Source organism: Dietzia sp. NPDC055877 (assembly GCF_053615975.1).
This window is the reverse complement of sequence record NZ_JBSHCV010000021.1, coordinates 35,058-46,998: the sequence shown is the minus strand read 5'-3', so window position 1 is coordinate 46,998 and position 11,941 is coordinate 35,058. Positions and strand designations below refer to the sequence as shown.

Sequence of the window (11,941 nt, the reverse complement as noted above, 5' to 3'; positions counted from 1 at the left end):
CAAGATGAACGAACTCATCAACGGTGTTGCGCTGGCTCCCTGAGACCGCCTCGACCGATGTGTGCGAAACACTCTTCTCGACGGGCCGTGGGGCGGCGGGCCGCGGCGGGGGTGGGGCTGCGCGTCAGCCCAGCGTCAGCTTGTCGCCGGACACCGCGACCGGAATGGCGTCCAGCGGCCGCGGCGCGGGCGCGAGGGTGTTGCGGCCGTCGGTGGCGTCGTACTCGGCGCCGTGCAGGGGGCACCGCAGCGTCATGCCCTCGACGACCTGCACGTTTCCACCCTGGTGGGTGCAGCGCGAGGAGTAGGCCACGAACTCGCCCTCGGCGGGCTGCGCGACGATCACGTTCTCGTCGCCGGCCTTGAACTGCTTGGCTGTGCCGACAGGGATCTCGGCGGCGTCGATGGTCGTGGAGGGGACGGTCGTGGTCTGCTGCACCGTCGAGGCCGGTTCGGGCGTGGGGGTCATGCCACACGCGGAGGCGATGCCCGGCAGGAGCACGATCCCGGGAAGTGCCATGAGGACCGTGCGGCGCTGGGTGCACGGCCCGACCTTGGTGACGGACGTAGCGGCGGGGGAATCGGTCATGAGGCCATGGTATCCGTCCCCGCGTGGTAGAGAACTCCGGCGACGGCCCTAGGCTGCCCCCATGACGGTCCGCAGACTCGCCCCGCATTCCACCACCATCTTCGCCGAGGTGTCGCAGCTCGCCACCAGGCACGATGCGATCAACCTCGGTCAGGGCTTTCCCGACACTGACGGCCCCGCGTCGATGATCGAGGCGGCGGCGCGGGCGATGCGCGAGGGTCACAACCAGTACCCGCCGGGGGCGGGCGTGACGGAGTTGCGACAGGTGATCGCCGAGCTGGAGCGTGCCCGTACCGGGCTGGTGCGCGACCCCGACATCGAGGTACTGGTGACGGTCGGCGCGACCGAGGCGATCGCCGGTGCGGTGGTGGGCCTGGTGGAGTCCGACGACGAGGTGGTCGTGATCGAGCCGTATTACGACTCCTACGCGGCGACCATCGCGATGGCCGGCGCCACCCGTCGCCCGGCCCGGATGGTCCTGAAGGACGGCCGGTTTCGGCTGGACGTGGACTCGCTGCGGGCCGCGTTCTCCCCGCGGACGCGGGCCGTACTGGTGAACACGCCGCACAATCCCACCGGGGCCGTCCTGCCGCGCGAGGACCTGGAGCAGATCGCGGCCCTGTGCCACGAGTTCGACGCGATCGCGATCTCGGACGAGGTGTACGAGCACCTCACCTTCGACGGTATCGAGCACGTGTCCATCTCGACGCTGCCGGGGATGGCCGAGCGGACGCTGCGCATCTCCAGCGCGGGCAAGATGCTCAACTGCACCGGCTGGAAGGTCGGTTGGGTCACCGGGCCCGCGGACCTGGTGGCGGGGGTGCGCGCCGCGAAGCAGTACATGAGTTTCACCGGCGCCACGCCGCTGCAGCTGGGGGTCGCCCACGCACTCCGGCACGAGCAGCAGTGGATCGACTCGCTGCGTGACGGCATGCAGGAACGACGCGATCAGCTCGTGGACGTCCTCTCGGGCGTCGGGTTCGATCTCGTCGTCGGGCAGGGCACCTACTTCCTGACCGCCGATCCCCGCCCGCTCGGGGTGACCGACGCGGCGGCCTGGTGCCTCGATCTACCAGGACGGATCGGGGTGGCGGCGGTGCCGTTCGCGCCGTTCACCGACCGTTTCGCCGGCGAGTGGTCGCACCTGGTGCGGTTCGCGTTCTGCAAGCGGCCCGAGGTGCTCGACGAGGCCGGCCGCCGGCTGCAGGCGCTCAAGCGCTGACGCGGTCGGCGCGCGGGTTAGAGTTCACGAGGCCACCTGACCTGGGGTGACACGTGAACTCCAACTGAACTCCAACGTTTCATATTCGTTGGAGTTCAGGGCTGACGCGGTCGGCACGCGTGGGGAACCGGCCACCGGGATTCCCCCCTCTGACCTGGGGCGCCCTGCCCGGCCCGAGCAGGGCACCCCAGGTCAGCGCGGTGAAGCGGTCGCGCGCCCGCCTCAGCGACCGTGGGTGAGGACGATCTTGCCGACGGCGCCGCGGCCGTCCATGAGCTCGAGCGCGTCGGTGGCCTTCTCCAGCGGGAATTCCATTCCGACGAGTGGGTCGAGCTTGCCAGCGGCCAGCAGCGGCTGCACCTCGGCCCACTGCTTCTGCAGGTAGCCGGGGTTACTCATCCAGTACTCGCCCCAACCCACGCCCACGGCGCTCTTGTTGCCGAGCAGCAGGCGGTTGACCTTGACGGTGGGGATGTCGCCGCCGGTGAACCCGATGACGAGGATCCGGCCCTCCTGCCCGAGGGCGCGGATCGAGTCGGTGAACCTGTCACCGCCCACGGGGTCGACGACGACGTCGACGCCCTTCCCGCCGGTGAGCTCCTTCACCGCGTCCTTGAAGCCCTCGGGCGCAATGGCCTCCGACGCGCCGGCCTGCAGCGCCAGGTCCCGCTTCTCCTCGGTGGAGGCCACGGCGATCACGCGCGCACCCATCGCGGTGGCGAACTGGGTGGCGGCGATCCCGATCCCGCCACCAGCCCCGTGCACGAGCACCGTCTCCCCGGCCTGCAGTCGGCCGCGGTGGGCGAGCGCGAAATGCACGGTCAGCACGTTCATCGGCACCGACGCGCCCTGCGTGAAGCTGAGGCTGTCAGGCAGCGGGAACACCTGCGACGGGTCGGTGGCGACCACCTCGGCGAAGCCGCCGAGTCCGGGGAAGGCGCACACGCGGTCGCCGGCGGACAGGCCCGAGCCCTCGGGCGCCGAACGGACCACGCCCGCGATCTCCGAGCCCGGCACGAACGGCAGCGGCGGCGACATCTGGTACTTGCCGCGGGTCTGCAGGACCTCCGGGAAGGTCACGCCCGAGGCGTGGACGTCGATGACGACCTGCCCCTCCCCCGCGTCGGGTTCGGGGATGTCGACCACCTCGAGGGCGGCGGGTCCGTCATGGCTGGAGATGTGGATGGCACGCATGCGGTCCATAGTGTCAGTCGCCTGGACACATGTCAGGGAGTCGGGGCGCCCCCGGTCAGCGGACCGCGTTCACCGCGCCTGTTCTGCAGCGCGCCGACGCGTGCTCGTCCGCCGCTGCCACAGGTACATCACCAGGCCCGACGCCACGACCACCTGACCGACCTGGAACGCCAACGCCATCACGATGAACTCCCGCCCGAACGCCGTGGGCATCAGCAACAGCAGTGCACAGATGATCAGCAGTGCCACGGTGAGGATCTGGCCGCCGCCCATGAGTGCGCGCGGAAGAGTGGTGAGGCGTCGGCGGCCGACCAACAGCACAGAGTTCATTGCGATGAGCAGACTCACCGGCACACCGATCTGGGCCGGGAACAAAAATAGCACCGGGAACAAGGGGTGGGTGCTGAGCGTCACCGTTCCCGAGACCAGGAACTGCGGGACGCTCCACAGGGCGGTGAGGAGGGCGCAGACCACCGTGGTCCACGAGCCGCCCACCAGGATCTTCACCCGTGGAGGATAACCCCGGCGGCGACGTACGGAAACCGTGCCTCGGCCCGCCGGGACCGCGCGAGGCGGCGGCGAGAGGGACGTCAGGCGGCGAACCCGGCGTCAGGCGTTCTCCCGCCGGAACACGCGGGTGCCCCACCAGATGGCTGCCGCGAACAGCACCAGGGCCCACCCGATCCCCCACAGCATCGTGGAGGCGACGAAGGTCCCGGCGAAGGCGGACCGCGCCGTGTCGACGATGTAGCGGAAGGGGATGAGGTCCGAGACCCGCTGGAGCCAGGCCGGTCCGAGCGTCATGGGCAGGAGGATCCCGGACAGCAACATGATGGGCATCATGAGCATGTTGGTCAGCGGCGCCATGACCTGCTCGCTCTTGGAGGTCAGCGCGAGCGCATTGGAGGCGGCGGCGCCGGCCGCGCCGGTGAGCACGGTGAGCCCGATGCCCAGGACGACGCCCCGGATCGGCGCCTCCATCCCCATGGCATAGCCCAGCCCCACCAGGATCAGTGCCTGCACGAGCAGCTGCAGGATGTCGCGCATGACCCGGCCGAACAGCAGCGCGGTGCGACTGGCCGGCGTCACGCGTTCGGCCTCGACCACGCCCTCACGCCACTCGGCGATGAGCCCGAAGCCGGCGAACAGGGCGCCGAAGATCCCCAGCTGGACCAGCAGGCCGGGGACGAAGAACGTGTAGGCGTTGGTGGCGCCGAACTGCTCGGTGAGCGGGGTGAGCAGCGGCGCGAACAGCAGGAGGTACAGAACCGGCTGCATGATCCCGATGAGCACCCACGCCGGGTTACGCAGGTTCATGCGCAGCTGTCGACGGAAAATGATGGTCGATTCGCGGAAGAAGGACACTGGGGGCTCCTGGGCGGGCGGAGAACGGGGCCTGTCGGTCAGCTGTCGCGGAGCGAGCGGCCGGTGAGGTCGAGGAACACGTCGTCGAGCGTGGGGCGGGTGACGTCAACGGACACCAGCGCGATGCCGGCGGAGTCCATCTCGCGCACGATGTCGGGCAGCGCCAGCGCCGCGCGGTCGATGCGCGCGGTCAGTCGGGTGGAGGCGACGACGACGTCGTTCACCGCCCGACCGGAGACATTAGCGCGGTTCCGCACGGCGCGGTCGAGCACCCCCGCCGCGTCGGCGGCGCGGGCGGGGTCCGCCACCTCCACCTCCACGAGGTCTCCGGAGACCTGGCGCTTGAGGTTCTCGGCGGTGTCCTCGGCCACGATCTCCCCGTGGTCGATGATCACGATCCGGTCGCTCAGCGCATCCGCCTCGTCCAGATAATGGGTGGTGAGGAAGACGGTCGCGCCGCGGCGCTCCCGCAGCCCGCGGATGTGTTGCCAGAGATTGGCACGCGCCTGTGGATCCAGTCCGGTGGTGGGCTCGTCGAGGAACACCAGCGACGGCGAGTGCACCAGGCCCATCACCACATCCAGCCGTCTGCGCTGCCCGCCGGACATCTTCGAGCACTTCCGGTCCCACAGCCCGTCCAGCTCGAGCTCCTCGAACAGCTTCCGGGCCTGGACCGTCGCGTCGGCCCGGCTCAAGCCGTAGAGCATGGCGTGGTCCACGACCTCCTCGCCGGCGCGGGGCTCGGAACCGGTCGAGCCGACCTGGGAGACGTACCCGATCCGCCTGCGAACCTCGGCTGACTGGGTCACCACGTCATACCCGGCGACGGTCGCCTCCCCGGCGGTCGGCCGCAGCAGAGTCGTGAGCATGCGCAGGGTGGTGGTCTTACCCGCACCGTTCGGGCCGAGGAACCCGACGACCTCGCCGTCCGCGACGTCGATGTCCACCCCGGCGACGGCGTGCACCTCCACCTTCTCGCGACCCCTGCGACTGTGGAAGGTCTGTCGGAGTCCACGGGCACGGATCATCTCGGACGGCTCCCCACGTGTGTGCGCTACTGGCCACGAAAACAGTAGAGCCCCGCGGCGCGCTGGTCTATACGTTCACGCGCACCGTGGTCCGGCGGCCGCCGTGAGCACGGACCCGGGCACGGGCACGGGCACGGGCTCACTCCCTGGTGAGGGCCTCTCCGATCGGGGTGTCACCGTCGGAGAAGTCGATCGTCCGCCCGATGGTGTCCGGCCTGCGCAGCACCGCCGCGATCACGTCCGCCACGACGTCCCTGCTGGTCTTGCGGTCCTCGCTCTTGTCGTCCCCCACGCCGATCGACTCGCCGCCGGGCTCGTCGGTCAGCGCGCCCGGGCCGAGGATCGTCCACTTCAGATCCGTCTCACGCAGGTGCGCGTCCGCCGCCGCCTTGGCCTCGGCATACGGGAAGAAGGAACTGTCCTCGGGCACCCCGTGGTCGGGGCCCGCCCCGTCGTAGGACACCATCACGTAGCGCTCGACCCCCTCGGCCACGCAGGCGTCCATCGAGCGGATGGCGGCGTCGCGATCCACCGCGTACGTCCGCTCCGGGTTGCCGCCGCCGGCGCCGGCGGACCAGACCACCGAGCCGCTGCCGCGCAGGACTTCACGAAACTCGTCGTCGTCGAGCTTCTCGACGTCCGCCACCACCGGGGTGGCGCCGGTCGCACGCACGTCCTCGGCGTGATCGGGGTTGCGGATCACCGAATACACCTCGGCTCCCGCCTCCGACAAGATCCGGGCGGCGCGCAGGGCCACCTTGCCGTGGCCGCCGACGATGGTCACTGGAAGCTCGATACCCATGGCCTCTGTTCTACCCGCCCGATCGCGGGCGCGACCAGCAGATGAAAGAGACTCACGTCACACTATGTGAGCGCTTCTCACTCCCTCCGGTCACAACTGCGCAACGACACGCCGTCGGGCCCGTTTCCAGCTCGTCCCGTGTCGTACCCGGCAGGCATCATGTGGAACGTAAGCCGGTACTCACCGGCCGATCTCGCGCAGTCGCATTCGGAGTTACGCATGTCCCTCTCCCGGTCAGGAAGTCCCACACGCCCGGGGACCCTGGTTCCGCTCGCCCTCCTCGCCGGGCTGGCCGCCCTGATCCTCGCCATCTCCGGGTGCACGGTCCCCGTGCCCACCGGCTCCGCGGGCGAGACCACCCCGTCCGACACCTCGCAGGCGCCCCGGCCGGCCGAGCTCACGGTGACCCCCGCGGACGGCGCGACAGACGTCTCGATCCGGGACGGCGTGTCCGCAGCGGTGGCGGACGGCACCATCACCGAGGCCGTCCTCACCAACGACGCCGGCCTCGAGATCGACGGCACCATCTCGCCCGACGGCACCGAGTGGGCTCCCGACATCCCGCTGGGCTACGGGCGCACCTACACCCTTGAGATCACCTACACCGGCGACACCGGCGGGCCCAAGAAGGACACGCGGTCGTTCACCATGGCCAACCCGCAGTCGACCGTGGGTGTCGACCTCGTCACGACCGGCGGCGCCCCGCTGGAGTCGGGGCGCGAGTACGGCGTGGGCATCGTCGTGGCCGCGGTGTTCGACCAGCCCGTCTCGAATCGCGGCGAGGCCGAGAAGTACATGCGCGTCAGCACCACTCCCGAGGTCGAGGGCAACTGGTTCTGGCTTGACGACTCGACCGCGCACTGGCGCCCGAAGGACTACTACGCCACCGGCACAAAGGTCCAGGTGGACCTCGATCTGGAGGGTCGCAACCTCGGCGGGGGCCAGTGGGGCGCCGACAACGCCGCGGTGGACTTCACGATCGGTGAGCGCCGGGTCACTATTGCCGACGACGCCACCAAGACGGTCTCGGTATACCACGACCAGGAGCTGATCAAGACCATGCCCACGTCGATGGGCAAGGGCGGCTGGGCCACCTACGGCGACGTGACCATGCATTTCTGGACCCAGCCCGGCACCTACACGGTGCTCGACAAGGCCAGCTCGGTGCTCATGGACTCCACCACCTACGGTCTCCCGCTGTCGGCGGGCTACCGCACCACCGTCGCGCACGGCGTGCGCATCTCCAACAACGGTATCTACTTCCACGCCATGCCCGCGACCGTGTGGGCGCAGGGCAACACCAACACCTCGCACGGCTGCCTCAACCTGTCGTCGGCCGATGCCGAGTGGTACTTCGACCAGGCCACCACCGGCGACGTGGTGGAGATCCGTGGCACGCAGGGTCCGGATCTCGAGCAGTGGAAGAACGGCGACTGGTCCGTGCCGTGGGACGTCTGGCAGACCGGCTCCGCCGACTGAGTGGCCGGGCATCCGCTCAGCTTCACGCCGAACGGCACAGCCTCACTTCGGCCCGGCGGATCGGCCGCCGGGCCCGGTCGGGCTCAGCCGATCAGCGGACGCCCATCATGTTCTTTTTGATCCACGGCGCCAGCAGCGCGATCACCACGGCCACCACGATCGAGGCGATCCCCAGGGTGAGGAAGTAGAAGCGCTCGGCGCCGGCGTCGCTGGGATCGTAGTAGCCCGCCAACACACCGGACAGCGCGCTGCCGATGGACACGGTGAGGAAGAACAGCGCCACCATCTGCGTCTTGAACGCCTCCGGGGCGAGCTTGGTCGCCAGCGACTGCCCGACCGGCGAGAGCAGCAGCTCGGCCATCGTGAACAGGAACAGGATGCCGACGATCGCCAGCAACGGTGTGGCGGTGCTGCCCACGAAGAACAGGAACACCAGGTAGGCCGCACCCATGATGAGGTTGGCCAGCGCGAACTTCATCGGCGTGGACGGCTGGCGCTTGCCGAGCTTGACCCACATCGCGGCGAAGACGGCCGCGAAGATGATGATGAACAGCGGGTTGATGGACTGCACCCAGCTGGCGGGAAACTCCCAGCCGCCGATGTTGCGGTCCAGCCGCTGGTCCGAGTAGATGGCGATCACGGTGAACTGCTGCTGGAACAGCGCCCAGAACATCACCGAGGCGAGGAACATCGGGATAAACGAGATCACGCGGCGACGCTCGTCGGCCTGCGTCTTGGAGCTGCCGATGAGGATCGCGAACAGGACCACGGCGCCGACCGCGGCGATCGCGGTGACGATGTTGGCCAGCCACTCGAGCGGGACGAGGCCGGTGGCGATGGCCGCCACGATGAGGACGACGACGACAAGGCCGACACCCAGGTAACGGACACGCAGCGCGCGGGGCAGCGGATCCGGGACCTCCACACCGATGCCCTTGAGGGTGGAGCCACGCATGGCGACGTACTGGATCAGTCCGATCGCCATACCGACCGCGGCCGCACCGAAGCCCCAGTGGAACCCGTGGGTGTTCCACAGCGCGCCGGTGACCAGCGGGCCGAGCAGGCCACCGATGTTGACGGCCATGTAGTAAATCGAGAACGCGGCGTCCCGGCGGTCGTCGGTCCGGCGGTACATGTCGCCGACGACGGTCGAGGTGGTGGCCTTGAGCGTGCCGGCGCCGACGCCGACGAACACCAGACCGATGCCGAGTCCGATGGCATCGGGGATCAATGCCAGGGACATGTGCCCCAGCATGATCAACACGGCCGAACCGAAGAGGGTGCGTTCCGCGCCGAAGAGCCGGTCGGAGACCCAGCCGCCGAGGATCGCGGAGGCGTAGACGAGACCGCCGTACGCACCGACGATGGAGGTGGCGATCTGCTCGGAGAAGCCCAGACCGCCCTCGCCGACCGCGTAGTAGATGTAGTACGCCAACAGGCCCTGCATGCCGTAGAAGCTGAAGCGCTCCCACAGCTCGATGCCTGAGAGGTTGGCCAGACCGAGTGGATGGCCGAAGAACCTGCGGTCCGAATCGGCGAGAGCCACCTCGGGATTCCGAGTTGTCATGTCAGATAGTGATACTCCTGACAGCGGCATGTGACAAACCGTGCTATTCACCACGCCCGACGGGGTGGGAGTCGACATTCCCACCGGCGAGCGGGACAATCGGTTACTCAGCCCGAGTACACCCACTCGGGGCACCCCGAGCAGAACGCGCAGGAGCACCTCCAGTGACCCGAGCCGACACCCCGGCCCGATCTATCCGCCCCCTTCACGGAAGGGGGCACACCGGATGAGCATCGCGCTCTCACTACTTATCGGCGTCGTCGTGGTCCTGGCGATCACCGCGCTGACGGGCTACTTCGTAGCCCAGGAATTCGCGTTCATGGCGGTAGACCGCTCCCGCATGGGCGCCGCCGTCGAGAAGGGCGACCCTGTCGCCGAACGCGTCCTCGGCGTCACCCGACGCACCTCGTTCATGCTGTCGGGCGCCCAGCTCGGCATCACCGTCACCACCCTGGTCGTGGGTTATGTGGCCGAGCCCCTCATCGGGCGGGCCCTCGGCGAGCTCCTCGGCCTCGCCTCCGTGCCGCAGGCCGTCGGCGTGGTGGTGGGTACCGTGCTGGCACTGCTGTTCTCGACCGTGGTCCAGATGATCTTCGGCGAGCTGGTGCCCAAGAACCTGGCGATCGCCAAGCCGGAGCCGGTCTCCCGCTGGCTGGCGCGGTCCACCTCGATCTACCTGGCCGTCTTCGGCTGGCTCATCGGCCTGTTCGACAAGGCCTCCGAGGCCCTGCTCAGGCTGGCCGGCATCGAGCCGGTCCATGACAAGGAGCACTCGGCCACCGCCCGCGACCTCGAGCACATCGTCGCCGAGTCCGGCGAGGCCGGCGAGCTCTCCCCCGAGCTCAGCCGGCTGCTCGACCGCATGCTCGACTTCCCCGGCCAGCCCGCCGAGCACGCGATGGTCCCGCGCTCGCGCACCGACGTGGTGCGCGGGGAGGACACCGTCTGCGACGTGCTGTCGAAGATGGCGAAGGGCCACACCCGTTACCCGGTGGTCGGCGAGGATTCGGACGACGTGATCGGTGTCGTCGACCTGCACGACCTGCTCATCGTCTCCGACGACAAGGACACGACCCTGATCCAGGTGTCCGAGCTGATGCGGGCGCCGATCGTCGTGCCCACCTCCCTGCCGCTTCCGGAGGTCGCGAACCGGCTCGGTGACGCGGGCTCGGAGATGGCCGTCGTGGTGGACGAGTACGGCGGCTTCGCCGGGGTCGTCACCATGGAGGACATGGCCGAGGAGATCGTTGGCGAGATCGTCGACGAGCACGACCCCCAGGCCGCGGCGGGCATCCCCGTCGGCGAGGGGGACGGCTGGCTGGTCAGCGGCGACACGCACCTCGACGAGGTGGAACGCCTGCTCGACATCACACTTCCCGACACTGACGCCGAGACCCTGGGTGGCCTCGTGATCGAGACCTCCGGCGACCTGCCCGCGATCGGTGACCGCGTGGACGTGGACCTGCCCGACACTGACGTGTTCGAGGAGTTGTCGCGCTCGCGGATCCTGCACACCGAGGTGCGGCAGATCGAGCGTCGAGTGCCCTCCGAGCTGTACGTGGCGGTCGAGGAGGTCACCGGATGAACACCGTGACCGTCACCCTGCTCGCCGCCGACGCACCGTCGGGGGCCATGAACAACCCGCTGGTCGTTCTGGCCGCGACCGCACTGCTGATCGTGGCCTCGGCGTTCTTCGTGGCCGTGGAGTTCTCGCTGATCTCCGCGCGCCGACACCGTCTCGAGGACGCGGCCGCCACCAGCATCGCCGCGCGCGCCGCACTGCGGAACGCCTCCGAGCTGACCCTGCTGCTGGCGGGCGCACAGCTCGGCATCACCCTGTGTGCGCTGGCCCTGGGTTCGATCACCAAGCCGGCCGTGCACCACTGGCTCACGCCGGTGTTCTCCGGCTGGGGCCTGCCCCTCTGGACGGCGGACGTCATCGCGTTCATCCTCGCGCTGATCATCGTCACGTTCCTGCACCTGGTCGTGGGCGAGATGGCGCCCAAGTCGTGGTCCATCGCGCACCCGGAGTACTCGGCCACCCTGCTGGCGCTGCCGATGCGCGGGTTCCTCTGGCTCACCCGCCCGCTGCTGCTCCTGCTCAACAACACCGCCAACGCGATCCTGCACAAGCTCGGGGTGGACGCGAAGGACGAGGTCTCGTCCGGGCAGGACGCCGATTCGCTGCGCGAGCTGGTGCGCCACTCCGGTGAGGCCGGGACGCTCGACGAGTCCCGCCAGCGCCAGCTGCTCAGCGCCCTCGAACTCCAGGAGCTGACCATGGGGGACCTGCTCGGCGAGCGCGATGCCGACACCCCGGCCACGGAGTCCGAGATGTCGTCGGTCTCCGTCGACGCGAGCCCCGAGGAGATCCGGGAGACCGCCCGCCGCACGGGCCACCTCCGCCTGCTGGTGCTGGAGAACGACACCGCTGTCGGCGTGGTGCACGCGCGGGACTCGATCGATGTCACCGGGGCCGCCACCGCCCGTGAACTCATGCGGCCGTGCCTGTCCCTCGAGTTCGATCTGTCCGTCGCGGAGGCCTTCCGGCGGATGCGTGATTCGCGGGCGCATCTCGTCGTCGTCGAACAGTCCGGCGATTACCCGGGCACCCACGTCTCGGAGGTGCGTGGCGTCGTCACACTCGACGACGTGGTCCGCCGCCTCCTCCCGGCGACCTCCGGCTAGGCGCGGG

The 11,941-nt window shown here is 69.3% G+C and carries 11 protein-coding genes; 4 read left to right on the top strand and 7 right to left on the bottom strand.

Translation table 11 applies throughout. From position 1 onward, the window contains the following. Positions 1-124 precede the first annotated feature (124 nt). A complete protein-coding gene (locus ACWGLC_RS15950) occupies positions 125-589 on the bottom strand; it encodes a Rieske (2Fe-2S) protein (RefSeq protein WP_452100802.1) in 465 nt (154 codons plus the stop codon). Between the two features lie 61 nt (positions 590-650). Here ACWGLC_RS15950 and ACWGLC_RS15945 point away from each other — a divergent pair, with 61 nt between their 5' ends. After that, a complete protein-coding gene (locus tag ACWGLC_RS15945) occupies positions 651-1,811 on the top strand; it encodes a pyridoxal phosphate-dependent aminotransferase (RefSeq protein WP_452100801.1) in 1,161 nt (386 codons plus the stop codon). A 222-nt stretch (positions 1,812-2,033) separates the two neighbouring features. Here the strand turns inward: ACWGLC_RS15945 and ACWGLC_RS15940 are convergent, their stop codons facing one another. The 5 genes from ACWGLC_RS15940 to ACWGLC_RS15920 form a co-directional block, all read right to left on the bottom strand. After that, the gene (locus ACWGLC_RS15940) at positions 2,034-3,005 is read right to left on the bottom strand and encodes an NADPH:quinone oxidoreductase family protein (RefSeq protein ID WP_452100800.1); all 972 of its coding nucleotides are present in this window, start codon (positions 3,003-3,005) and stop codon (positions 2,034-2,036) included. A 69-nt stretch (positions 3,006-3,074) separates the two neighbouring features. Then, on the bottom strand, positions 3,075-3,512 hold the full coding sequence (locus tag ACWGLC_RS15935; RefSeq protein WP_452100799.1) for a hypothetical protein: 438 nt from the start codon (positions 3,510-3,512) through the stop codon (positions 3,075-3,077). 102 nt (positions 3,513-3,614) lie between these two features. Then, positions 3,615-4,370, bottom strand: a complete 756-nt coding sequence (locus tag ACWGLC_RS15930; RefSeq protein WP_230929124.1) for an ABC transporter permease — start codon at positions 4,368-4,370, stop codon at positions 3,615-3,617. 38 nt (positions 4,371-4,408) lie between these two features. Beyond that, a complete protein-coding gene (locus ACWGLC_RS15925; RefSeq protein WP_452100798.1) occupies positions 4,409-5,398 on the bottom strand; it encodes an ATP-binding cassette domain-containing protein in 990 nt (329 codons plus the stop codon). A gap of 139 nt (positions 5,399-5,537) precedes the next feature. Beyond that, positions 5,538-6,200: an SDR family oxidoreductase gene (locus ACWGLC_RS15920; RefSeq protein WP_452100797.1), complete on the bottom strand. Its 663-nt coding sequence runs from the start codon at positions 6,198-6,200 to the stop codon at positions 5,538-5,540. A gap of 219 nt (positions 6,201-6,419) precedes the next feature. Between ACWGLC_RS15920 and ACWGLC_RS15915 the strand changes: the two genes are divergently transcribed. After that, positions 6,420-7,679, top strand: coding sequence for an Ig-like domain-containing protein (locus ACWGLC_RS15915; RefSeq protein ID WP_452100796.1), 1,260 nt, complete (start codon positions 6,420-6,422; stop codon positions 7,677-7,679). 91 nt (positions 7,680-7,770) lie between these two features. Here the strand turns inward: ACWGLC_RS15915 and ACWGLC_RS15910 are convergent, their stop codons facing one another. Beyond that, positions 7,771-9,246 (bottom strand): peptide MFS transporter, encoded by a 1,476-nt coding sequence (locus ACWGLC_RS15910; RefSeq protein WP_452100795.1) that lies wholly within the window; start codon positions 9,244-9,246, stop codon positions 7,771-7,773. A gap of 226 nt (positions 9,247-9,472) precedes the next feature. Between ACWGLC_RS15910 and ACWGLC_RS15905 the strand changes: the two genes are divergently transcribed. Both ACWGLC_RS15905 and ACWGLC_RS15900 read left to right on the top strand, forming a co-directional pair. Next, positions 9,473-10,831: a hemolysin family protein gene (locus ACWGLC_RS15905; RefSeq protein WP_452100794.1), complete on the top strand. Its 1,359-nt coding sequence runs from the start codon at positions 9,473-9,475 to the stop codon at positions 10,829-10,831. A gap of 47 nt (positions 10,832-10,878) precedes the next feature. After that, positions 10,879-11,934 (top strand): CNNM domain-containing protein, encoded by a 1,056-nt coding sequence (locus ACWGLC_RS15900; protein WP_452100804.1) that lies wholly within the window; start codon positions 10,879-10,881, stop codon positions 11,932-11,934. Positions 11,935-11,941 lie beyond the last annotated feature (7 nt).

Bases quoted from the DNA above. Each gene is read 5' to 3' on its own strand.
- ACWGLC_RS15950 (WP_452100802.1), bottom strand. From the start codon at position 589: ATGACCGATTCCCCCGCCGCTACGTCCGTCACCAAGGTCGGGCCGTGC.
- ACWGLC_RS15945 (WP_452100801.1), top strand. From the start codon at position 651: ATGACGGTCCGCAGACTCGCCCCGCATTCCACCACCATCTTCGCCGAG.
- ACWGLC_RS15940 (WP_452100800.1), bottom strand. From the start codon at position 3,005: ATGCGTGCCATCCACATCTCCAGCCATGACGGACCCGCCGCCCTCGAG.
- ACWGLC_RS15925 (WP_452100798.1), bottom strand. From the start codon at position 5,398: ATGATCCGTGCCCGTGGACTCCGACAGACCTTCCACAGTCGCAGGGGT.
- ACWGLC_RS15920 (WP_452100797.1), bottom strand. From the start codon at position 6,200: ATGGGTATCGAGCTTCCAGTGACCATCGTCGGCGGCCACGGCAAGGTG.
- ACWGLC_RS15915 (WP_452100796.1), top strand. From the start codon at position 6,420: ATGTCCCTCTCCCGGTCAGGAAGTCCCACACGCCCGGGGACCCTGGTT.
- ACWGLC_RS15910 (WP_452100795.1), bottom strand. From the start codon at position 9,246: ATGACAACTCGGAATCCCGAGGTGGCTCTCGCCGATTCGGACCGCAGG.
- ACWGLC_RS15905 (WP_452100794.1), top strand. From the start codon at position 9,473: ATGAGCATCGCGCTCTCACTACTTATCGGCGTCGTCGTGGTCCTGGCG.
- ACWGLC_RS15900 (WP_452100804.1), top strand. From the start codon at position 10,879: ATGAACAACCCGCTGGTCGTTCTGGCCGCGACCGCACTGCTGATCGTG.